Below are 25,747 nucleotides of genomic sequence, written 5' to 3'. Positions count from 1 at the left end.
ATTTCACAGCTCCATTTCCTCTTCCTCGTCCTCATTGAGTTCAGAAGATGGGGGCACTGACATGATTATCTGCGTCAATGCTAATTGCTCTAGCAATAGCTCTGCGAGTTGAGAAATGCTCGGACCCCGCATGAGTTTCATTGTGGGCACGTCCACACTCAGATCGCTCTTGATGCGGTTACTCAGCTCGACTGCCATCAAAGAGTCAAGTCCCAAATTGGTCAGCGGTTTGGAGCTATCCAGCTTGGCGGCAGAAGTTCCCAATACCCGAGCAACTTGTTCGCAGAGGCGAGACTCCAATAACTGCTGGCGCTCTGCCGGTTCCGCTGCCATGAGGGCGTTGCGGAGCGAATCTCCTTGATTGCTGGAAGAACCTGGTTCTTCAGAAATGGCTTCTTCTCTTAGCAAATGAGAGAATCGCGGTAATGCCCCCGCTGAATGAAACTGACACCACTGCTGCCAGTCCATAGATATCACCCCTGTCTGAACGGCCTCAAGAAGAAGCAATTCTCCTAGAACGGAGAGCGCTTGCTGCGACAGCAGTGGTTTAGCTCCGATCCGGCCTAGATGCTCGCCTACTTCCGCGTTCTGAGCAACGTAACCAACATCGGCAATCATTCCCCAGTTGACGGTCAGAGCTGGCAGATCCATAGCGCGGCGGTGGTGCGCCAGTGCATCCAGAAAAGCACTGGCAGCCACATAATTTCCCTGTCCTGGGTTTCCCACTACTGAAGCAAACGAGGAGAAATTGATAAAGAAATCCAAAGGTGCATTCAATGTCTGCGCGTGCAAGTTCCAGGCCCCGATCGCCTTGGGAGCCATTACTTTCTGGAATCGTTCCTGGTTCTGTTGCAGCAGGACACCATCGTCCAAAACCAAAGCCGCGTGGATAATGCCTCGTAACGGCGGCATGGACTGCTCAATGTCACTCAGAACATCAGTCACCTGAAGAGCTTGGCTCACATCTGCTTTGGCAACTACCACGTTCGCGCCTGCTGACTCCAAGGTTTTTACGGCTGACTGGGCGGCTGGTGAGGCGGCACCGCTGCGTCCCATCAATACTAGGTGTTTAGCACCGTTTTTCACCAGCCACTGAGCCACGGCTAAACTAAACCCACCGAGTCCGCCGGTAATCAAATAAGTTCCATCAGCGCGAAATGTCACTTTCTCCTGTGTTGCGTCTGTTGCGGGAGCTACCACTACATCTGGGTCTTGCAAAGACAGCACAATTTTGCCAATGTGCAATGCCCTCGCCATGTAGCGGAAGGCGTCTCGCACTTTAAAGATAGAAAAGACTCGGTGAGGAAGCGGGTGGAGAGTTTGCTCCTCAAAGTATTTCATTAATTCCCGGAATAGCTCCCTGGCAAAATCAGGGCGATCGCGGAACATACGGTCTACGTCCACAGCGAAAAACGACAGATTATTCCGAAAAGGTCGCAGCCCCAGCTTGCTGTTTCCGTAGATATCCTGCTTGCCGATTTCGATAAAACGTCCGTAGGCTGCGAGTACAGAGATGCTTAAAGGAATGGCCTCTCCCGCCAAAGAATTGAGGACAATATCAACTCCTTTGCCCCTGGTGAGTTCCATTACTTCATCAGCAAACGCGGTGGAGCGGGAATCCATGACATGATGGACGCCGAGCGATCGCAGAAATTCCCGTTTTTCGGGACTGCCTGCTGTGGCAAAAATCTCTGCGCCAGCTTTTTGGGCCAGTTGGATGGCGGCAAGACCCACACCCCCTGCGGCAGCGTGAATGAGAACCCGCTCACCCTTACGGATTCGCCCCAATTCGTGCAGGGCGTAGTAAGCTGTGAGGAAAACGGCGGGAATCGTAGCCGCTTCTTCAAAACTGATATGTGCGGGCTTGCGTACCACCAAGCGAGCATCTGTGAGCGCATGACTGCTCAAACTGTGAGGGGCGCAGGCGATCACTTCGGAGCCGATCTCAAACCCTTCAACGCCAGAACCAATAGCAGTAATAATGCCGGCACACTCTAAGCCAAGCGATCGCCCTGAGTATCCCCCTTCTAAAGCTTCGTCTGATAGCATCCCCATTGCTGCCATGACATCTTTGAAGTTGAGACCCGCTGCACAAACCTGAATCTCAACCTCTCCCTGCCCGGGTTTGGGACGTTCAATCGCTCGCAGCGTCAGGTTGTCTAAAATTCCAGGTTTGGAGATTTCTAAACGGAACGGTTGAGACTCTACAGTTACAACCTTTTTCTTTTCTGGGGTAATATCGGCAGGCGACACCGAGATCAGGCGATGGACATACCGTGCTTCCCCCCGCAGGGCGATTTCATCTTCCCCTTCATCTGACCACAATTGAGCAAAAAGCGACTGAATCTCTGTGGGGGAGCAGACGGGGCTAATATCCACCTTCGTACACTGGAGATTGGGAAATTCATTATTTATCACCCGACCTAAACCCCACAAGGGAGACTGAGCCACCGAAACGGATTTGACTGATTCTCCTACCGCCTGCGCTCCTTTGGTTACCAGTACAAGACGAGGGGAACTCCCTACTCGCTCCAACGCCTGAACCAGGTGCAAAACACTGAGACAGCCCAGTGGGAGCGAATCTTCTAGAGAAGCAACTGTGGTTTCCTCCATCGGCGTTATGTCCAGACTCCACAGGTGAACTATTCCACGACAGGCAGGCTCAGAGACACTAACAGCCTCTAGGAGTTGCTGCATATCCTCTGGATTTTCTGGGCGGATTTGGAAAAAGCTGGCATCAAGGCGCTTGAAGCCATCTCCAGGCTCGATGAGAATGGGAGTTTCTGAGCATTCTTTGAGTGCGACTGCCAACTGCTGCCCAACCCCAGAGCGATCGGCAAAAATCAGCCAGCTTCCCTGCTGTTCGGGTTTCGCGGTTACAGTTCGCTCAGGTTGAGTTTCTGGCTGAACTTGAGGGCCAGTAGCCAAAAACACTGTATGCACGGAATCAATTGTCCCATCTGTATCTGAAATGCTAGCCACTTCCTCAAACCCGACCTTGGAGAGCAAATCTTGCCACTTTGGCTCTGGAAGCAGCGGGTGTGCTGAGCGCAAGTCGAGATCGGAAAACAGCCACCAGCCCTTGAGCATTCCGAAAACCAGATCGACCCAGCGCGGGGCATTTGTCAATTCCAGAAGCACCAGCAATCCCTCAGATGTTAGAAGCTGCTTGACGTTTTCTAGAGTCTGATGCAAGTCACGAGTAGCGTGCAGTGCGTCTGATGCCAGAATCAAATCGAAGGAATGGGCGTCAAATCCCTGAGAAATTGGGTCGGTTTCAATATCCAAAACCCGGTACTCAATGAACGGATAATCGGTAAATTTCTGCTGGGCTGTGGTGGCGAATACTTGGGTAATGTCCGTAAAGACATATTCGCTCTGTTTTGCTGGTAGCACAGGCAGCACGTAGGATGTCATTGAGCCCGTCCCCGCACCAATTTCTAAGATTCGCACTTTTCGTCCTGACGGTAAGCGCTCCAGTGCCGCCCGTATCGCCTTCTGAACTAGCAGATTATAGATACGAAAAGTGGGCGAGTCTTGGTACAGATGCTCAGATGTTGCCAGAGAACCTTCCGGGAAAATCAGTTGCAGCGGATCGACTTCACCCCGCAACACTTCTGCCAATTTATCGCCGCACCGCAAGAGCAGCATCAACTCGGCTTGATAGGCAGGAAATCGAGTCAAAAGGGCTTTCCAAATCTCCTGCGGTTCTTTGAATTCTGGAACTTGGCAAACCTCCCACTCGTTCTCTACTCGACGCAGCACGCCATCTTCTTGCAGAATTTCCAGCATTCGCCCTAGCAAACGGTGATGTTGGGATACTACGCCCAGTTGCTGGGCAAGAGTTTCTACGCTTATGCGAGTAAGCAATTGTGGCTGCCAGCCGAGCTGTCCGAGGGCTTTGACAATGTAAGCGGCAGACAAAACATTTATTTGCGGCTCTACCGTCGAGTAGTAATGCTTTCGTCCTAATTGCAGGCTTAAGCGAGCCGCTCCGTTTTGCAGACTGTCGGCGAGAAGCCGGGGAGAGGGCAGATAATCAGCAGGCTGGCGAGCTCGCCCGGTTCCGGGGTGTGTTTTCAATTCCCATTGGTATTTGTAGAGATAATCCTCTTTTTCTGTAACCTCCTGCGCGTTTCCTAGGGACTTGCAGCAGAATCCCTGAATTTCTACCAGCACGTTGCCAGTTTCATCCAGCAGTTGAATGTCTCCCTTAATCTGCCGCTCGTTTTGCTCCACCAGACGGGCGTAACTCCACACTTGAGCTCCGGGAGGACTGTAAACGCGAAGTCGTTTTATCTGAATCGGCAGGTAGGTTCCCTTGGATGATACGGTGCCAATAAGAACCTGAAAGCAAGCATCCAAAAGAGCCGGATGCAACTGGTACTCTTTGACTTCTTTCTCTAGCCCTTCAGGAAGTTGGAGGAGTGCGATCGCTTCAGAGTCAGCACACCAGAGTTGCTCGATTCCCTGGAAATTCGGGCCATATTCCAGTCCCATTTCCTGGAACTGCTGATAGAGATCGCTCTTGGAAATTTCGCCAGTACATCGGCTGCGAATCTCATCCAATACAACCGACTTGGGGGCGTGGCCATTCTGTAGCCTTTGCAAGTTGCCAGTTGCGTGTCTCACCCACAACGATTCTTCACCTTTGACTTGACTGTGGATGTCGAAAGAGGTTTGACCCTGGCGATCGACACTCAACTGAAGTGTTGACGGTTCATCTGCTAAAAACAGCGCCTTGTGAAATTCAAGGTCTTCTAAAACATAAGACCCTTCACCGAGAATTTCCTTGGCAGCAGCCAGCGCCATTTCTATATAAGCTGCCCCTGGATACACCACGGCTCCTTGGATGCGATGGTCATCCAGATAAGTGAGGGGGTGCAAGTCTATCGTTGCATTCCACTGCGGCTGAGGCGATTCCAGACGGCTTCCCAGCAGCGGGTGTACCGGCACTCCCAGCACCGTTCTCTGGTAAGAAAGTCCCAGTCGAGATTGCAGTGATTCTTCGGACTCGTTCCAGTAGCGTTCTTGCTGCCACGGATAGGAAGGCAGGCGAACGAACTGACCTTGTGGATAGAATCGGTGCCAGTCTACCGGATATCCCAGCGTGTAGAGCTTGCCAAACGATCCCAACATCACAATCTGTTCCGGTTCTTTGCGCCGCAGCGAAGGCAGTGCCGTTGCTGTTTTGCCTTGTTTGGCAGCGCACTCAGAGATGTAACTGGTCAGGACTGGATGAGCGCTAATTTCTAGGAATAGGTCATACCCGGCTTGCAATAGTTCCTCTACTGCTGTGACAAACAGCACCGGATTCCTCATGTTTTGCCCCCAGTAGACCCCATCAATTTCTGGTCCTTCAACCTGCTGGCCAGTGACGGTAGAGAATAGAGGAATAGTAGCTGCTTGGGGATTAATTCCTTGCAAGCACTCTGCTAATTCCGTCTTTAGAGGCTCCATTAAGGGACTGTGATAAGGCACTTCCACCTGCAGGAACCGGCAGAAAATTTCTTTCAGTTCTAAAGATTTGGCAATTTCTTCCAAAGCACTGCCATCTCCGGATAGGGTGACGGAACTCGGGCTGTTGACGGCTCCTACAGAAACCCGATCTTCATATCCGGCGAGAACCAGAGTAGCTGACTCTAACGACAGCCCCACCGCTAGCATTTTCCCTGTTCCTGCCGTTTTGGCCTGCAACCGGCTGCGGTGGAAAATCACCCGGACGGCATCTTCTAGACTCAGAACCCCGGCAAGGTGGGCTGCTGCTACTTCGCCGACACTGTGACCGACAATCGCTTCAGGGATAATGCCCCAACTGCGCCATAAAGCAGCGAGTGCGACTTGCACAGAAAAAATCGCACACTGAGCAATTTGGGTAGAGTTGATGCGAGAGTTTTCCTCGGATGCTGTCAGTTCTTCCAATAGCGACCAATCAGCATATTGCCGCAGCAATTCGTCGCACCGTTGAATAGTTTCTCGGAATACGGGTTCTTCTGACAGCAACGTCCGCCCCATCGCCCACCATTGCTGTCCCATGCCAGAAAACACGAAAGCCAGTTTGGGCTCGGAGTCTGGAAATGAGCGACCGTCCGACATTCCGGTGCGAGTTTCTCCTGCTAAAAACGCTGACAGGTTTTCTGTTAGTTCTTCTTTGGAATTCCCCGCCACTGCCAGTCGGTGGCTGTGATGGCCTCGGCGCAGGCTGGCTGTGTAGCAGATGTCGGAGAGTGAGAAATCTTCTGTTGTTAAAAAGTCTTTATAAGCTGCTGCTAATGCCTTAAGTGCTTCAAGAGAGCGAGCTGACAGCGGCAATAAGAATGATTTTAAATTTGGAATTTGGGACTTGGGATTAATTCCGCCTGTAGTATTTTCAGGGGCTTGTGCGACCACTATGTGGGCATTAGTGCCGCCAAATCCAAAGGAATTGATGCCGGCAAGGCGCGGCCCTTTACCGTTAGGCCAAGGTTCCAGGGCTGTCGGTACGCGCAACCGCAATTCCTCAAATGGAATTTTTGGATTGGGTGTCTCAAAATGCAGAGAGGGCGGAATCTGCCGATGCTTTAGAGCTAGGGCTAGTTTGATTAATCCAGCAACACCTGACGCTGATTCCAAATGTCCGATGTTGCTCTTTACCGAACCGATAGTGCAGTAGTCTCCAGCAGGCCGATTTTTCCCGATCGCATTTCCCAGCGCGTTTGCTTCAATCGGATCGCCCACAGGCGTGCCGGTGCCGTGAGCCTCGATATACTGTATTTGCTCTGGTGAAATGCCTGCCAGCTTGCAGGCTTCCCGGATAGCGGCTTCTTGAGCTTGTCCGCTGGGAACTGTGATGCCATTGGTTTGACCGTCCTGGTTGACGGCACTGCCTCTGATAACCGCATAAATCGGATCTTTGTCTGCAAGCGCTTGAGATAAAGGCTTCAAGAGAACGACACCGGCTCCCTCGGCGCGGACATAACCGTTGGCTCGCTCGTCGAAGGTTTTGCAACGCCCATCAGGAGAGAGCATAGATGCCTTCGAGAATCCTATGGTTATTTCGGGTTTGAGCATGGCATTTACGCCGCCTGCTATTGCCAGCGCCGACTCTCCATTCCAGATACTTTGACAAGCCAGATGGACTGCAACCAGCGCAGAGGAGCAGGCGGTGTCAACGGCCATACTCGGCCCTTTGAAGTTCAAAATATAGGAGATGCGATTGGCTGTGACACAGTGAACGCCGCCTAAATTTGTGTAAGCGTTAATCGAGTCGCGATCGCTCACACTTAACTGAATGTCGTGGTAATCGCTGCTCGATATGCCAATAAATACTCCTGTTTTTGACCCAGCCAGATTTTCCGGCACCTGCCCCCCATCTTCCAGCGCTTCCCAGGCTACCTCCAGCAGCAGCCGTTGCTGCGGGTCCATGCTTGATGCCTCTCGCGGAGAAATCCCGAAAAATTCCGCATCAAATTCGTCTATTTTATCTACGAAGCCGCCCCACCGGGTTCGGATTTTTCCCGGTTTTGTTCCCTCTGGATCATAAAAATTATCCAAGTTCCAGCGATCTTCTGGCACCTCGGTAATAGCGTCCACGCCATCTCGCAGTAATTTCCAGAAGGCTTCGGGGCTGTTGGCACCGCCAGGGAAGCGGCAACCCATACCGATAATAGCGATCGGTTCTTTTTGCACGGTATTCATGTTTTCTGATGTATTTTGAGTCATTAAAGTGTTCCTAAGATGTTGTTAGTTAATCGAGGACAAGAAATGGCGGTTATGCGATCAGCTTCTGGGGCAGCAGATGCCGAAAAATTATAAAAAAAAGTCAAGGCTCTATAATCCAGGCACGGCAAGCTATCGCCTTGGCAAAAGTGTTCAGTCCTGGCTAATTATCTATTGGTCAAACCCAATGATTTGTAATGCGAATGCTCTTTTACTACGAAAGGTATTTACAAAAATGGGACGCTTGCGCTTTCTTGAACATTAGAGAAATTCCTACAAAATTCCTGTCTTTTGATTTTTTTAGATGCAGAGCGCAGGGAATTTTATTGGATTGAATTTGCAGCGCCTTTTCAGCGTCAAATATTTTAGGGCAAACTCGTCCTAATAATAGGACACCAATTTCTGAATCAAGCCACTATTGGAAAGGCGGGAGCAAGCGTTCGACAGTCGAATGGTAGGTGCGATAGATCGCGAATGTGCGATCGCCCGTTCTCGAAGCCAATATGCAGCAACGCCGCTGTCTTTTTCGCAAGTAAACCTGTGCACCCTTGGTTCCCTATGTAGGTCGCTAGTTTTTAACAGCTTCATTTTTGTCACCTGCCTAAAGACATACTTAATCTACCTGTATAGATAAATGCCTGTCAAGGGCAAGAACATAAAGTTTGCATGAAGAACCAGAAAAACGATAGAAAAAATCAACATTTCCTGACTTGAGCCTGATTTAGGGATACCCGTTTAGGGCCAAAGTTGGGGTGCGGGCCGTCAGGAGGGCGCTTGAAAAATGCACGCCGAATTCTGGAACTGGCGTTTTTACTTCAGAAAATAAGCGATCGCGAAAGTGCCCCTAAACGATGAAACGTAAAGCCGCCTAAGCGAAAAGATTGCTAGAGGGGCATTCTTACGGGGGGTTTTTAAGGAGATGACAGATTACCCTATAGCTGTCTTCCAAGGAGCGAACCTCGACTTTTCGTTGCTTGAAATGTCGCAAACTCGTTAAATTTCCAAGAAAGTGACAGTTATAGAGTTAGATTGCGATCGCTCATTCGCTTCAGACGGCAGTGTTTGCGAATAGGCGTTAAATTTTTACAGTCTGTAGATTTTCTTAATATAAATAACCAAAAAAAGGGTTAGACCCCCTTGACAGGCATCTATCTAAAGAAATAGAGTTTGTCTATCGGAACAGAAATATAGTTGGTCTATCGAAAGATAGAAGACAGTTAGCTGGTTCCCAACTAATTGAGAAAAAGTATGGCCTCTGTCAGCAGGTATTGCATCATCACCAGGTTGAGGATAAAAAATTGAATTCTGACACATCTATCCTTTCAGAAGGCTGCGATCACGGAGCCGCCGCCAGGGGGCATCGCCGGTCAGATATGGGTTAAATATTTTAGCCACTGGCAGCAGTAAGTAGGTAGGCGCTGTAAAACACAATTATGTTAAGGATTGTAAAGTATCCAAATGCTAAGCGTGGCTAAGTTAGCCCTGTTTACATATTGTTACATAGCTCGGTTTAATCGCGCTTACCTACTTACCCTCGATTATCTTTATCGTTGCTGCATAAAGTGAATGGGCAACCCAACCGTGCATTGCTTATGCTGTTGACCGTGAGCGTCGGTTTATGACGGCTCCATTATCTTTAGCTGTACCACTGCTTTCTGCTTCATTTTCGTTTTGTTACTTGAGTATTTAATATTTTTGTGGAGAAAAGTACAATGTCCGGACATCAATCAAACTTATCTCTGTCTCAATATGGATACGATGTGGTTGTTTCGACAACACAAGAGTCCATTAATGCAACGATGAAACAATTTTTGGATAAATTTGAGGGCAAAGACTTTATCAGTTGCTATGTATCCCAAGAGCAAAGTGATGGGACTAATACAGATGTTCCCGGAGATTACGATCAATTATCCAAAATAGCGGGTATGGATCTATTCTCTATTCCCACCACCACTAATCAAACGGCTGCTCAGAAAGCTGCTGCTGATAAAGCTTACGAGAATTATTTTTCGTTTGCTTTTAAAGCCACAATGGGACTACCTAATTTTTCTCTTGAATCAATCCCAAACGTAATCGTTTTAGATAAAGGTTCGGTTCTAGTCACTTATAATTTGTTTTTCAAAGACTTCAAGATTTTAAATGCCCAACCTCAACGACGTGGCTATTCTTGGACTAATCTATCCCAGACAGACGCAGCTGTACCTTGGGTATTTCAGTTTAATGTGAAATTAGACTTGAGTTCTAGTGATAGTGCTTTTAACCATTTACCAGAGAGTGTAAAACGAAAAGTTAAAAACTTAAATCCAGATTCAGCGTTTAGTGTTCAACAGTTATATCTTGATCTGAATACGGCGGGACTAGAATCTGCTCCTACAGTAGTGGGTTTGGAACCCACTAGCAATGCCTATATATATCTAACAAAAGTATTTATCAATTCCTATTTTAAACAGTTGCAAAAGCAGCAAAGTCAAGATCCTGCTAACCCCGATGGAAATATTCTCTTAGGATATTCGATTAAGCCCACAAAACCATCAACAAGAACCTCATCGATCATCCCTACAGATCTAACATTCATGGTATCTCCGTTCCGTGATGAGAATGGAGTACCAACAAAAAATTATGATCTGTACACCTTGAATTATTTGGTGATGTCTGACAATCACCATATGCCTGCTTATGCTGAGTTTGGATGGAATTGGGTCGAGAAATCAGAAGAAAGGGACTACGCTGGAACGATAACAATTAAGAAGGGAATTTTTGTCTTTTTTCTTAATAATTTGATGTCGCCATCCATAGAAAATATTTGCCAAATTCCCCACGTTAAAGTTAAAGTACCTAATCCGGTCGAGATCGAATATTCTTGGGGCTTAAATCCCGATCCAAACTCTTACACTTATCAGATTGTAAATGATGACACCTCACGTGTATTAACATTTTCTTACCACAAAGAAGCAAGCGATAGCGATACCTTTGTGCCACTTTGGGGGAACCTTTCCTTAAAGTATGATATGACTTCTGATATCTATTTTGAAGGCAATATAATCAGGAGTGTAACAACGGCTAAATTACGTCTTCATATAAATATACAGGGAGGTGTTACAGAAGGAGATTATGTTGTATACAAGACGGAAAATTGCTATCAAATTAGCGTTGATGCTTATGGAATGCTGAACGTTTCTTTGCAAAAAGGTTCGCCAAAATTTACTGACAATTCAGAAACTCCAGATCCCAGTGGATGGTCTAAATTTGTCTCGCTTGGCGATATTAATGATATAGTCAATTCCATAAAATCTAGTCTCCAGGGTTGGTTTAAAACATATCTTGAAGGTCACGATTCAACAATCTTAGCAATGTTAAGAGGATCGGCTGTATGGGTATTTCCGGGTGGGAAAACTTTTGCCTTCAAAGATGTTTATTTCTCAGATCATCAGGATCTAGTTGCCCATGTCACCTATCTAGATCCAGAACAATCCCTCCTGTTTAGGTAGCAAAGTTTTTGGGCAACAAATTCAAAAAATATTGTAACCGTAAAGAAACCGTAAAGAGGAAAAAATCATGTCAGAAAAAATCACCTTTTCGTCAGAGTTAATGCCAAATTATAAGCAGGCTGAGGTAGTTGCACCAGATGCACAGTTTGAGGCGTTGCAAACCAATGAAGGACATTCCCTGCTTTTTTCGATCGGAACAGATAATGTCTTTTATTTAACAAGGGAATGCGTAGATCACCCTACAGGATGGGAAAAAACAGATTTAAGTAGTAGCTTGTCTCAATATCATAACGGTTTACCCGTCGTTGCCAAAACATTTGCTGTTTCACAAAGCATCAATAATGACAACGTTGACATTGCTTTGGCAATCACTGTAGCAGGACAAGATTATTTATATCTGGCACAAAACAATTCCAACTCCGATATTTCATGGAGTCAAAGTGCCAACTGGTTAATTATGCCATTTGACGATAAAGATCATTCTTTTCCAAAAATTGACATTGTTGACATTTATATTGCTCAATCCCATAACGGGGAATATATTGTTGTTGACATTATCAAAAATCCAGATGATAGTCAAAAATTTGTTTTTAGATATTACATCGACCCAACTAAAAAAATCACAGGGCAGATTTGGAACGCACACGATTTACCTGCCAACCTAGAACCAGACCAAATCAAAAGTTGTTTGGGAAAACGGTCGAAGGAACGAGTCGAAGGTATCTATACTTTGGGCAATATAGATAACAAACTCGAACTGATTTATACACCTCTCTATAATTCCTTCAACCCTCGTGTTCCCGCCAATCCCGTCAGGTTGGTTACACCGCCATCTGCTTCTGCTATTGCGGTTGGAGGGGCAGCCGATGGAAACTTTACCGATCTGTTTGTTGCTGGGGATAAAGCACTCTACTATTTTCCCTACGATCAACAACAAGATGGGAAAAATGGGATCAAGGTTTTTGAAAATGATATTTTCCTTGATGTCCAAAAGCTATTTGTTCATACAACCACTTCAAAAGTTATTGTTTGGGGCTTGAACAGGGCGCAGGAAATCTTTTATACAACTTGCAACAAAACGGATATTCAAAATCTATCCGCTTGGAGTTATCCTCTTGCTTTGTTAAATGGTGTTGAACAAGTTACACCTTATGTAAACTGTATCAATGATGGCAATACCTTTTTTGCGAGTATCGCAGATAATAAATTGAAGAAAGCTGTTCAATCTCCAGAAACAACTATCTGGAAGTTTCAGGACATTACTCTTCCAGCTTTGAATACGACGAAAGCACTAAAATTTAGTTCATACACTACCCAAATACAGGTTTCAGATGCAGACAACCAGCCTATTGCTAATGCAACTATTTCTTTAAGTGCTCAAACGCGAACTGGCTTCTATATCAACCATTCATACTATATTCTCGATACTACTCCCATCCCGATAAAAACCGATAAACTTGGAAGTATCACCATTGTGGAATGGGTTGATAGCCTGCAATGTACACAATTAATTGTAACGGGAAGCAACCGTGAGTCCATTCACATAAATCCAATGGATACACCATTTAAAAAAGTAGCACAACTAAATACAGTGGATAGTTTAAAGAGTGCTAAGATTACTAACTCTGACGGTAGCACAAAACCATTGGTTGGTGGCAGCATCAAGGAGAGTGATTTACAGGCAGTTGCAGACATCAATAAAAACTTGTTTAATGCTTATTCAAAACTTGTTTCCTCATCAACTTCAAATTCAGTGGCAGCCATGATAGTGCCAGAGGTTACATTAGCCTCAGTATCTAACGACTTTGGGGATGCTATCGTGGTAGCCTTTGGAGACTTATTTAACTGGTTGAAATCAGGTGTCGAAAGCGTCATTCAATTTATAGAAGATCCAGCAACAGGTGTCTGGCACTTTATTGTGACCATTGCAGGGAAGGTATATCGGGCTGTTATAGATACTGTAGAAACAGTTATGGGGGCGGTGGAATGGGCGTTTAATGCTATTAAAACTGCCATTGGATATCTAGTTAAATTTCTAGAATTTCTGTTCGAGTGGGACGATATCAAGCGCACTAAAAATGTGCTGAAGAACCTGACGAAGCTATTCCTCGACCACCAGGTTGATGAGATTGAGGGAATCAAGCGCGACTTCGACACAATGATCGCCTCGGCTCAACAGGCAATCAACAGATGGGCGGGCATCGATGACCTGCCGGGGCTTGGGTCTGACGGGACTGCAACGGTCAACAGCAAATCAACTCCGTCGGCAGGTCAAAGTTCGCCCGTTTCGCTGCTCTCCTACCACTTTCAAAATAATGCCCAGAACGCCACGCAACTTAAACCTCCGTCGCCTCTAGAACCACCTTCAAATCCAATTGATGTTCTCATGCAAGCACTGGAGAAGGAAGGGGATACACTCGGCAACGCCCTAACTACTTTGCAGGCTCTTGCTGAGAAAGCCCCCACCATGAGCGTTGTCGATCTGTTCAAGGCACTTATCGGGATTCTCGCCGACGTAGTGCTGGAAAGTGCCAAAAATGTTATTGATGCTTTGTTTGACATTCTTTATGACATCGCTAAGGCCGCTCTCCAACTGTTTGACACTCCGATACACATTCCGGTGATCTCGGACATCCTGAGCGAAATTGGCATCTCAGAGTTTTCTTTTCTCGATGTCGCCTGCTGGGTCGCAGCGGTGCCTGTGACCCTCGGCTACAAAATCGCGCACAACACAGATCCATTTCCCGACAACGATGAAACGTCATTTCTGATCAATGTGACCAATTTCCAGTCTGTCGTGAGTGCATTCTCTGGCTCGACTCCCCTCGCGATGGCAGCGACATCCGTGGCTGGTGCGCCTGATAGGTTAGGCGTACCATCATCGTCAGCAGCCGGACCAATTGCGCTGTCGCCAAGTGTTTCCCAAGCCGTTTTCGTGGTGGGACATGCTGTATCGGGAATGTGTGGGCTCCTGTCTGCTGTTCTGGATTCCGCAGAAGCGGCTGCAGAAACTGGAGATAATACATTTGCATTTCCATCGGGGGTCGTGGCCATTGTTGGTGCCGCTGGCCAAGGTTTAGCCAACTTACTCGTACCCTTCGATCCAATCCAGCAGCCCGCTGTTCAGTGGATCAACCGCGGTACAGTCATGGTTCGGGTGCTTGCCAAAATCATTTTTTCCGGTCCCGCACAATCCAAGTTCAAAGGAAGCCCGAAGCTTAGCCGTCTCAGTGTGGTCGATGGGCGAGGCGTTGGTGCGATCGTGGATGGTGTGCTCGTTATACCAGCCTTATTTTGCTCTTGCTGGCACTTCTCCGAGTTGTCTCAGAAACCTGCTGATCGTTCTCGGAGCATCGCCATCGTGGACGAAATCAGCAACGTCATGTCCGACCTCGCCCGGTTAGGATATACTGTGGCGGTCAATTCCGAGGCAGAGGTCAAGGTGGCAGCAATTGTAGTGATGGCTGTTGCTGATGTGGTGTGCGGTGGACTGCAGATCGCGGTTTCGGTAATTTGAGATCGCTGCGCCAGTCCGGTGGTTGAATTCAGATTCATCCCTCTTTTGTCACTACAGGGAGAGTAAAATAAAAGATTAAACTCCCAAAGCCTTTGAAACCAATGGTTACAGCACCTCGTCCGGCTACACCGACAGTAAAGTTCATAGATGACTATTGCCAAAACTATCAACATCTGTTTTCGGATGTCAGAAATTATGAAGCCTTCAAACCGTTACATCTAGGACTGCTATATGATACATTTGGTTCGCAATAAGAAATCATTTTATCAGAGGGAATTGAGAGCTATAAAGCTTATCCAGCAACCGCTTTAGGCTCGTTGTCGCCCCCTGAAACTATTCCCTTTTGGCATTTGAGCCGCCAGGAAGCGTCGGTATGCTCATAGCGAACGAGAAAAAATTGTGAGGATCGTATTTAGTCTTGGTTTCCCTTAATTGGTTTAGATTTTCCCCATAGTAGTATTTTAATAGGCTAAGGCGATCGTCTAATTCCGAAGTTTGGCGATTATCTAATTCCGAAGTTGGAGGTACAGGAATATCTCGATCAGCAAAGTTGATAAATGCTCCCTCAATTAAGCCAGCATGGTCAAGATTGCTTCTAAAGTTTTCTATCCATTGAATGTATTGAATGGATTCATCTTTTTGAGAAGAGGATTCTTCAGGCCACCATACTTGAAACTGTAGGATGAATTCTTTGTCTCGATAAAAAAACGAAGACGAAGACGGGTTCTTTGTTTTAATCTCTCCACCCAAGCTATGAATACTTAGATAAGCTGCTGCTTTTGGAAAATCATCATTGTCAATAATAAACTCAATAATTTTTTGGGAAAGATTGTTAATATCAGTACCTCCTTTGGGAAAGGCAGAAGAAACTTTATGTAGGAAAGATTCACCTCCACAGGTTGTTGAAAATGAAGCAGCGTTTAAAGCATTAGAACTTCCTGGTGTGATAGTTTTGTTCAATGGCTGCAAGGTGAACGCTCCTAAGTCACGAGAGTTCCATTCAGCTTCTCCATTGTTTTGTTGAGCCTCAGAGGGCGCAGGAAGAACGCCGTTAAGGACTGAAAACGCCTGATGTACGCTTAATTGAGGAGAATAATCAACTGATTTAAAGAATATGATACCATTTCTTTCGATATCCTTTAATTCTTGTATAAAGTCATCTACAGCCTTATAGGCATTGTTATCGTTACCAAGGCATTGAAATGTTATTTTGAATGTGGGGCGCTCAACCTTCTTATCATCATCGTAGTGACTAACACGAGCGAATGAAGTAATGTTATGGTCAAATGTTTCTAACTTGTTTAAGTAGAAAGCAAGCAACTCTGTCAGTAAGCTTTCATCGTTTGAGGAATATCGGAGCACTACCAGCCATACACTTTGGGACTTCATTAAGTTAAATTTATACTTTGTGATAATCCCAAAGTTACCACCACCACCACCTTTTATAGCCCAGAATAAATCGCGATATTCATTATCGTTATCGTTACTGGCACAAATAATGTTCCCGTTTGCAAGTACGAGTTCAACTTCTTGCAAAGCATCACAAGTTAGACCACCTTTTCTAGCAAGCATACCCCAACCTCCACCTTGAACGAGTCCACCCACATTAACCGTGCCGCAGCCTCCACCAGGTAGGATATAGCCGTCTGATCCCAGCTCTCGGTTTATATCTTCTAACTTAGCCCCTGGCTCTATGCATATTGTTGTAGCACCATCAGAGGTTGAGACCTCAGGGGGCAAGATTTCCTTCATGTTAGAAAGATCGATAATCACAACGTCGTCAGCCGAACACATCCCTTCGTGGTGATGCCCACCCGAACGTATACGAACGGACATTTCTTTAATTCGACAAAAGTTTACAACTTGAACGACATCGGAGCTTTTTCCACACTTAACAATACAGTAAGGTTTATAGCTAAACCTTGCATTTCTAATCTGGCTCTCTTTACCATAAGCCTTGTCGTAATAACAGATCACATCAACATCTGGGGCATTTTTGTGAAGTTTTGTTTTAAAAGCCTGACAATCCATTTGACAATCCATTTTGATTAACCTGTAAAATTGAGGAGTATTTGATGCCAAAATAAAAATATCATACCTATACAGCGATCGTCAATAGACCGAAAAGTTTTGCGATCGCTCATTCGCTTCAGACGGCATTGTTTGCGAATAGGGGTTAAATGTTTACAGTCTGTAGATTTTCTTAATATAAATAACCCAAAAAAGGGGTAAAACCCCCTTGACAAGCTCTATCTAAAGAAATAGAGTTGGTCTATCGAAACATAGAAGACAGTTAGCTGGTTCCCAACTAATTGAGAAAAAGTATGGCCTCTGTCAGCAGGTATTGCATCATTACCAGGTTGAGGATAAAAAATTGAATTCTCACGCATCTATTTTTTCAGAAGGCTGCGATCGCTCGTCAGATAGGAGCCAAACATTTTGGCAGCAATGGCAACAGTATCAAGATTATCTTTATCGTTGTTGCGTCAAGTGGATGGGTGGAAACCCAACCTATGCGGAAGATGCGCTCAGTCGGGCGATTCTGAAAGCTTGGGAAAAGGCGCAAAAGTTTGCGGGGGAAATTGCAAATTTGAAGGCTTGGCTGACGACGCTGACTCGTAATCTTTGCGTGGATATTCATCGAGAACACAGTCGGGGCGCTCAGAGAGTTGAGGATATAGAAGTTTACGCATTTCTGACTATCGAGCAATTAAATAATTCACAAATTGACTTTGGAAATCGTCTATCTAATAATAGATAAATCAGTTTTTTTTAGAGGAACCATTCTGAATATGTCTGACAATCTGACCCATTTCAAGTATGCGGTTATCGGTGCTGGAGTAGCTGGCACTTATTGCGCGTGGCGTCTTAAAAAGAATAACCCAAAAGATAATGTCGCTCTATTTGAATACAGCGATCGCATTGGTGGAAGACTTTTAACCACCCATCTGCCAGAAATACCCAATGTTAATGCCGAATTAGGAGGTATGCGTTTTATCCCTAACATACAGCCACTTATAACTTCCCTAATCGGAAAACTCGGACTCGCCACACGCAAATTTTCCATGGGAACAGAAGAGGATCGTTCGGGATTGAAAAATTACGCTTACTTGCGAGGAAAATACTTACGCATAGGGGAAATGAACGACTCGAAAAAAATTCCATTTAACGTCAATTGGTGCTTCCGGAACATGAACCCGGATCAAATTCAAACCCAGGTTATGAAGTTACTGGTTCCTAACTGGAAGGAACTGTCTCTCGACGATTGGTTTAACGTTGAAGTATTTGGAAAGCCCCTATGGGAATACGGTTTTTGGAATTTGTTATTCCGAGTTCTAGATTCGGATACCTATGCTTTTTTAAAATACGGAAGTGGCTACGATACCAATGTTTCTAACGGGAATGCAGTCACGCTGTTGCCCACTGGTGGAGAGTACATCTCGACAGTTGACTACATGACGCTGGTTGATGGTATGGACGCTCTTCCTAAAAAGCTGGTTGAAGAATTTCAGCGAGAAACAGATCGGTCAGCATTTTTAAACCATCGTCTAGCCAGAATACATCGTCAAGAGAATGGAGTCTATCACCTGGAATTTGTCCGCACTCATACAACGGCAAACAGGGAAACAAAAGACATCGAGCCAGATGAAAGATATTTTTGTCTGACCGATCACATAATTTTAGCAATGCCGCGCCGTTCACTCGAACTGATTGAATGGGACTGCTGGAAGAAGAACGAATTCTTGCGTCAAAATCTTGATTCGGTCTTGATTCAGGGAGCGATAAAAATATTTTTAGCTTATGAATACGCTTGGTGGACTGGATTGGGTTTTGGTGCTGGACGTTCGATTACAGACCTGCCGATTCGGCAAACTTTCTACTTTAGTGAGTCTGACAATATATCGAACAAAAGATCGTTGCTCATGGCTTCTTATAGTGACCTCGAAAGCTTACCTTTTTGGAAAGGCTTAGAAGATAAAGGCTTGAAGCGAGCGCTAATTGCAAAGAGAGATGCCAATAACGGAGATGCCAATAACGAGTTTGAATCAAAATTTTTGCCCGGTCCTGAGGGGCATCGAATAAGCAGACTAATGGTGAATGAGACGCATCGACAAATTGTAGAATTGCACGGGCTGAAAGAACTAGAAAAACCTTACGCCGCTGCTTATCAAGACTGGAGCAAAGATCCCTTTGGCGGTGCGTGGCATTCGTGGAAGGGAGGGTTTAAATATAATGATATCATGCCAAGAATGCTGCATCCTGTTCCTCAAGAAAACGTGTACATCTGCGGTGAAGCTTATTCAAACGATCAGGGTTGGGCAGAAGGAGCGCTGGAAACAGCAGAATTGGTACTGACAAAGAAATTGAAAATACCGCCGCTTAAAGACGTTTCAGAGACCTGGTCTCCCGATCCGCTCAAGCGAATGAGATATCCTTCTTGGTTCTCGCAAGGCTGAGAATGAAGAATCGAGGTTGAGCATTCCCGCTCGTCAATGAATTCGATTATTTAACATAGATTGGCGGGAATATTTCTCCATAAATAACTATTTCATAATCCTTTCGCTGCTTTTGAGGTGCAGCTACTCCAGCCAAAAATGCCACCCTAATTTTTTTGAAAAAAAGCAAAATTTGTATGAGCAACTGCACAAATTCAGGTCAAAACAATACAAATCAAAACCAAAACGACCCAAATAATGTAACGCTATTTGTTCTTCAAGCACTGAAGCAAGAAGGAATTGACCACATTTTTTTAGTGCCTGGTACTACCCTCGCTCCCTTTTTGCCCAATTTCTCCAAAGCTGGCATTTCGGCGATCGTGACCGCACACGAAGCTGGTGCTGCGTTCATGGCAGACGGCTTTGCGCGAGCGCGAGGGGGATTTGGCGTTTGTATGGGCATCGGCGGTCCCGGCATAACCAATATGATAACTGCTATTTCAGCCGCCTATTTTGATCGCTCGCCCGTACTGGTTGTAGGCGGTGTCATTGAGTCAGAGTGGCAAGGGGACGGTGCTTTTCAGGATGCTAGTCCGACCGGCATAGACGAGCGCGAAATTTTGCGTCCAATTACTGTTTGGGCAGAGCGCGTCCCCTTGGCTGAAAAAGTAGGAGATTTCTTACAAAAAGCTATTAGAGCAATGCTAGGCGTCGAAAATCGGCCCGCTTTTATCTCGATACCGAGAGATATACAGCAAAAGCCAGTACCAGCCAAAGCATACAAGCCGTTACGGTTGCAAGAACCAGCCAGGATACTCGATCAAAAAGCCGTAAAACAATTGCCGGACATTCTCCGGCAGGCCACGCGGATAACAATTTTAGCAGGTAATGGCTGCGTGCGCTCAGGTGCTGGCGAGGAGATTCAAAAGTTTGCGAAAAAGTACAGCATTCCTATTGTGACAACCTTGCGGGCCAAAGGCGCTATTTCCGAAGACCATCCGCTCTCGTTTGGATTTTACGGAAGTGGCGGCAGCCTGCAAGCAAACAAAGTGGTGATGGGATGGAAAACTGATAACAACAAGATAGAGATACCTAATGCCGAAGTGCTGCTTGTGCTGGGTGCGACGCTTAATCAAAACAATACTTACTCTTGGAACAAGGACTTCGTCCCCTCACAATCTCTAGTTCGTGTCGATATTAACCCCAACATTGTCAGCGGCAAGAATTATCAAGAAACCTTCATTAATGGCGACGTCAAAGAGTTATTTCACTGGCTGCACAAACATGAAAATCTGTTTGATGCAAACTTGAAAGCCAGCAAACCGCAGCGCGAAGAATGGCTCCAGACCATTCGTCAGACGCCTTACTACGACTACCTAGAGACTCAAACGAGCGATACAGTCCCGATGCACCCAGCACAAGTCATCGCCGAATTGCGGAAAGCAGCCCCGCGCAATACTGCTATAGTCGCCGATTCGGGAGCGCATACGTTTTTTGTGGGTCACTACTGGAAGAGTTACGCTCCGAATGAATGCTTAACTTTAACAACGAGTGGACCAATGGGCTACGGCGTGGCGCTAGGTGTCGGTGCGAAGTTTGCGCGACCCCTTCAGCCTTGCGTAGCTGTTGTAGGGGACGGCGGTATGCTGATGCACGGCATAGAAATCCAAACAGCGGCGCGTTATAAGGTACCGCTGATCGTGGTCGTAATCAATAACAGTGGTTTGGGTAACGTTTACATCCATGTCGAAGACGAGGGGCCTAAAGCCCTCGAATTAACCGAGCTGCCCACTCATAACTGGGTAGATTTTGCTCGCAGTTTAGGGGGCGATGGTATCGTCGTCGAGTATCCTGACAAACTCGCTGAAGCTTTCAAATGTGCATTTGCGTCCAACGTTCCCTTTGTAGTGGATGCGCGGTGCTGCCTGAATGCCAAACTCCCGAACGAACCCTCCGGTACACCAGCAGCATAGATATCAGATTTTGCCTACACTCCCTAAATAAGCTGTTTCGCATTTAAATTGTGATAACAGCATTTCCTTTGTTTTTAAGTTTTCGTCCCCATTTGATAACCAATCCTCCTTCATTTAAAAGCTTATGCAACAAAACTTCTAATTCTTCAATTGATTTAAAAAGTCGATTAGCAATATATTCTTTGGCTGAATGCCATACCAATTCAATCAAGTTATAGTCTGGGCTATATTTAGGTAAGTATTCCAGATGAATATTAGGCATTTCTGTTATTATTATGTGGATATAGTCTTGTTTCTTGTGAAAGCTGGCATTATCTAATACGATCACTATTTGACACCCTTTTTCTGTAAAATCTTCTCGATTGTTTCCCGCTTCTACCCATTCACTTATTAAATCTTGATAAAATAGTTTCAAGACTTTATAGAAACTGTTAGAGTTACTTTTACTAAGAAATTCAACAAATCTCTTTTTGTCTGAATACCTGATTGCTCCCATGACATTCACTCTTCCTTTTCTTCTATCTCCTCTCACTTTTTTGCGATGTCCTTTTTTGCCCCACGTCTTCCTCTTTATCACCCTTAAACTAGGGCTTGCTGAATAAGTAAGGGAAAAGTCTGATCGGGATTGACCATCTATTCAAGCTCGCTCGAACATAAGTTTGTCTTGTCTGAGATTTGCTAACTTATAACTTTTAATAATAACAAACCCGTAAACAGGTGTTGTTTTCGATTCTTGGCAAAAAACGACACAAAAAACCTGTCTAAGCCAGGTAGAAAGATTCATGACCAAAAAAGTAATAGCAATAGCAGTCTCTGAAGTATTAGCAAGTTTTGTCATCACGCGAGCGAGGCTAAATCTTCGTTTCGAGACTCCAAACTTTCCCTCAATTGAACTCCGAATTTTCTCATCTTAAGCGAGCCTGCTTCTTTTTTTCTTTGCTGACATTTGCAGGGGGTCTTCCTAAAGGTGGTCCGCTGATTCTAATACCTCTTTCTCTACACCAAGCTCGGTTCTCTCTTGTCCGATAAATGCGGTCAACATGAACCGATTCAGGATAAGAGCCTGTAAATTTATAATAAGCTTCTATTTGTGCTTTGAAGTCTCCAGACTCGTTAAAGTTATCCCAACTGAGCCGATCTAAAAATACGTATCCCTCAAAGTAACTCGCCGAGAGTTTGGCTCCAAACTCTACTGGTTTTCCTGCTTTTCCTCTCACAATGGGACGGAGATGTGGTTGGCTTAAACTGACAATTCTGTCTGAAATACTCTGTTTTTTATGTTCAGCTAGCCAGTGTTGTTGGCGATAGACCTCAGTCACGACTAGCAACATCTTATATTGCCTTTTATTCAGACTCCCTAGGGCGTCGGTTCAGTATCAGGAGTTGACAAAACAAACTGGAAATGATATGTGAATTGAAAAGCCTGTTAAATTCTCAGAATCAGAAAGAAGTAAGAAACCTTATGCGCCCTCACTTATGGCATCCTCCAATTGAACTCTCAGCAACAGAAGCGTTGATTATCAAACGCATTAAACGAGCCAAGTTATTCACCTTTCTAAGGGCTCAACCGTTCATTCATATTTAATGATGAGTTTCAACAAGAACTTGCTACAATTTTTAAAGACAGCACAGTCGGTCAGGGCCCAATTCCTCCTGCACAAATTGCCAAGCGCAATTATTCTGCAAGCCTACTTAGGCATTTCTGACGATGAAGTAATTGAAGAAATGCTCATGGATCAACGTTGGCAGTTAGTTCTTGATTGTCTCAATTGTGAAACTCCTCCTTTTAGCAAAGCCACTTTGGTGAGATTCAGAAATCGCTTAATTAAAAAAGAACTAGACCAACGCTTAATTGACCGCACCGTAGAAATTGCCAAACACTCATGGTGGATTTGGCTCATCTCAACTCAAAGCAGCTTTAGATTCTTCCCCGTTATGGGGAGCTGGTAAAGTCGAAGATACATATAATCTCTTGGGTCATGCTTTACGTAAGGCGGTGAGTACGATCGCCCGTGCTGTGCAGGGGCGGGAGCCAGCAGAAATTGCCCTGGAAGCAGGTGCACCCATCCTTAATAGTTCCAGCTTAAAAACAGCCTTAGACTTAAACTGGGATGACCCAGGAGAACGTCAAAATGCACTCTTAATTATCCTAAGTAGCTTAGATTCTGTGGAAGAATGGATGCAAAGCCAGTCTGATTGTGATGAATTTGAAGTAGTCCAAGAGACTCTGGATGTTGCCCGAGTGATTGAATCTCAGAATGTAACTTTCGACTCACAAGGCGTTCCGAGTTTAAGTAAAGGAGTAGCTAAAAACCGTCGCATTTCTATTGAGGACGCTGATATGCAGCATGGGCGTAAAAGCCGGTCTAAAAAAATAGATGGATATAAACGCCACGTTCTTAAAGATTTAGAAAGTGGTGTAGTTTGCGCGGTGGCGTTGACACGCGCCAATACTCCTGAATCTGCTGCTACAATTGACCTAGAACGTGACTTAAAATTTCAAAATATTCACCTATCCCAGTTACATATCGATCGGGCTTATTTATCCAGTCATTGGGTGACACAACGGGATGATAAATTACAGATATTTTGTAAGGCGTGGCCGGTCAAAAATTCTGGACGGTTTGATAAAAATTCTTTTTTTCTTGACTGGGATACGCATTTAATTCGCTGTCCCAATCAGGTAAGTATCCCATTTAAACCCGGAAAAACTGTTCATTTTCCTTTGAGTGAATGTGCCATTTGTCCTCTGAGAAAAGACTGTACAAACAGTAAAAGAGGACGTAGTGTATCAATTCATCCTGATGAAGCCTTAATGCAAGAGTTGAGAGCACGTCAATCCACTGCTATTGGTCGCCAAGAATTGAGAAAACGTACTACAGTTGAACACTCTCTGGCTCATATTGGCCATTGGCAGGGGAATCGTGCTCGCTATATTGGACTGCGGAAAAATCTTTTCGATCTACGGCGAGTCGCTGTTGTTCATAATCTTCATGTCATTGCTCGAATGGATAAGGTTCGGCCAATTACACCGGGTGTAGAGTCTAACTCATTGACCAGGTAATTGCATACATCTCTTTTCTTGTCAACTCTTAATACTGAACCGACGCCCTAGGTCAGCGCCTAACTCTACGAGCTGTTCAATCCCACATTCCGCACCCCAACTGTCACATGGGGTGCGGGTGGGCTGTAAATTCTGGTTCGATGGTAAGCGCGCCAGCCGAACGATACAGTATAAATGCTTAAAAATAGACCTGCCAGACACAATAATTCATTTATTTTGCTGGAGTATTAAACATCGCTCCTCAGCTAATTGCGACAGGCAACTTTCTTGATTTCTGTTGAGAACAAAAATACCAATGGAGCTGCCGTCAAGCTGACGAGTTCACCTACAGATGAATAGAGCAAATTTGTATGCTTAGGCTCGAAGCGATCGCGATGCCGAGAGCAAAAAAATACTCTTCAAAGTAAGTAATACTGCAAAATATCGTTGTTAATATCTGTTAATCTAGTAAATAATAACTGCGACAGGTATTTGGGAAAAAGCTGAGAATCTGTAATCGCTCGTCAGTCAAATTGGAGATTTGTTTGACTGAGGATATCGTTAATAAATGAACTGCTTGAAAGCATTGAAATATCCACCGCAAGGTCGGTCGAGCGGTTAATTGGCCTAATTGATTTTTCAATTTCGCCTGTGACTGGACGAGGCGGGAGCGTAAATGTCTTTGTGCTAAGGTATAAACCAACAGGCATAAACCCATAATTAAAGCCAGGGATTCTATTCTCTCACTCGATTTGAGAAACACGCTATCTGTAAAGAATAAGGGGTCTTTCAGAAAACTAAATCCTCTTTCAGCCGATTGTTGTTGTTTGTATGTACTCAGCATTTTGTCGGGGTCTAATTCGTCGCTATCGAGTACATTTGTGGCTAAGATAAATCGTCCCGATTGTTGTATTTCTCTCGCTACTGCCTGGTGGTCGATTTCGATGTTAGCTTGCAGTTTATACCCGGGCTTGTCTGTTTTTTTCACACTGGTGAAGCTGGTGGCATGAATGTGAGTTAGTTTGTGGTACTTAAATTTACTAGAGAGTTGTATTGCTGCCTCGAGCGCATCCGGTTCACACGCAAATTTTTGCAATGATAATTGCCTGAGCTTTTGTCGAGCTTCTTGCTCTAATTTTTGTATTTCTTTCTCAATTCGACGCAAATCCGCTTGACGGCGCACAGAGCTTTCTACTACTAACCATCTTTGTGGAATTCCCGCGTAATCGCTGTATTGTTGCGACCATCGATATCCTGGTATTTTACTCTCCACAAATTCTGCTTCACTTAGCTGACTTATCAGGTTTTTGGCTTGTTTTATTCCTAATGGTACTCGGCTCAACCATTTTAAGTTTTTGATAATTTCTAAGTTTTTGGCTGTATATAAAGCGCTATCTGCGACAAAGAGTGAGTCGAGGTTCAGTTGCTGTTTGAATGAGGATAAAATTTGTCCGAATACTGCTGAATCTGTTTGATTACCATCGGCTGAAGAAGAAAAATAATGGTACGTCTCCATCCAGGGGGAACGCATCTTATTGAACACTGTTCATCAGTGATGAGTATATTTTAAGATAAATTCACCATTGTTAGAA

General features: G+C 45.1%; 8 protein-coding genes and 4 pseudogenes. 7 read left to right on the top strand and 5 right to left on the bottom strand.

Translation table 11 applies throughout. The features are described from left to right. Window positions 1–3: 3 nt before the first annotated feature. Window positions 4–7,701: an SDR family NAD(P)-dependent oxidoreductase gene (locus QUA56_RS16560; protein WP_333359428.1), complete on the bottom strand. Its 7,698-nt coding sequence runs from the start codon at window positions 7,699–7,701 to the stop codon at window positions 4–6. Window positions 7,702–9,410: 1,709 nt separating this feature from the next. Here QUA56_RS16560 and QUA56_RS16555 point away from each other — a divergent pair. From QUA56_RS16555 to QUA56_RS16545, 3 genes and pseudogenes are all read left to right on the top strand, one after another. Next, window positions 9,411–11,186, top strand: coding sequence for a hypothetical protein (locus QUA56_RS16555; RefSeq protein WP_333359426.1), 1,776 nt, complete (start codon window positions 9,411–9,413; stop codon window positions 11,184–11,186). 67 nt (window positions 11,187–11,253) lie between these two features. Beyond that, window positions 11,254–14,703 (top strand): hypothetical protein, encoded by a 3,450-nt coding sequence (locus tag QUA56_RS16550; RefSeq protein ID WP_333359424.1) that lies wholly within the window; start codon window positions 11,254–11,256, stop codon window positions 14,701–14,703. Window positions 14,704–14,804: 101 nt separating this feature from the next. Then, a pseudogene (locus QUA56_RS16545) lies at window positions 14,805–14,939 on the top strand (IS701 family transposase); the annotation flags it as partial. Window positions 14,940–15,036: 97 nt separating this feature from the next. Here the strand turns inward: QUA56_RS16545 and QUA56_RS16540 are convergent. Next, a complete protein-coding gene (locus QUA56_RS16540; RefSeq protein ID WP_333359422.1) occupies window positions 15,037–16,746 on the bottom strand; it encodes an FAD-dependent oxidoreductase in 1,710 nt (569 codons plus the stop codon). A 331-nt stretch (window positions 16,747–17,077) separates the two neighbouring features. Here QUA56_RS16540 and QUA56_RS16535 point away from each other — a divergent pair, with 331 nt between their 5' ends. From QUA56_RS16535 to QUA56_RS16525, 3 genes are all read left to right on the top strand, one after another. Next, on the top strand, window positions 17,078–17,464 hold the full coding sequence (locus tag QUA56_RS16535) for a sigma factor (protein WP_333359420.1): 387 nt from the start codon (window positions 17,078–17,080) through the stop codon (window positions 17,462–17,464). Next, window positions 17,430–19,160, top strand: coding sequence for an NAD(P)/FAD-dependent oxidoreductase (locus QUA56_RS16530; protein WP_333359418.1), 1,731 nt, complete (start codon window positions 17,430–17,432; stop codon window positions 19,158–19,160). The genes QUA56_RS16535 and QUA56_RS16530 overlap by 35 nt, the downstream gene beginning before the upstream one ends. Before the next feature lie 176 nt (window positions 19,161–19,336). After that, a complete protein-coding gene (locus tag QUA56_RS16525) occupies window positions 19,337–21,112 on the top strand; it encodes a thiamine pyrophosphate-binding protein (RefSeq protein ID WP_333359416.1) in 1,776 nt (591 codons plus the stop codon). Window positions 21,113–21,155: 43 nt separating this feature from the next. On the opposite strand, the pseudogene QUA56_RS16520 reads toward QUA56_RS16525, so the two are convergent. After that, window positions 21,156–21,698 (bottom strand): annotated as a pseudogene (locus QUA56_RS16520) (IS630 family transposase); the annotation flags it as partial. A 51-nt stretch (window positions 21,699–21,749) separates the two neighbouring features. Next, window positions 21,750–22,476 (bottom strand): annotated as a pseudogene (locus QUA56_RS16515) (transposase); the annotation flags it as partial. A gap of 98 nt (window positions 22,477–22,574) precedes the next feature. Here QUA56_RS16515 and QUA56_RS16510 point away from each other — a divergent pair. Further along, window positions 22,575–24,176 (top strand): annotated as a pseudogene (locus QUA56_RS16510) (IS1182 family transposase). 439 nt (window positions 24,177–24,615) lie between these two features. Here the strand turns inward: QUA56_RS16510 and QUA56_RS16505 are convergent. Beyond that, on the bottom strand, window positions 24,616–25,698 hold the full coding sequence (locus QUA56_RS16505; protein WP_333359414.1) for an IS1634 family transposase: 1,083 nt from the start codon (window positions 25,696–25,698) through the stop codon (window positions 24,616–24,618). Window positions 25,699–25,747: the final 49 nt, after the last annotated feature.

Source organism: Microcoleus sp. N3A4 (assembly GCF_036701805.1).
Classification (GTDB): Bacteria; Cyanobacteriota; Cyanobacteriia; order Cyanobacteriales; family Microcoleaceae; genus Microcoleus.
This window is presented reverse-complemented; position numbering and strand designations above follow the sequence as displayed.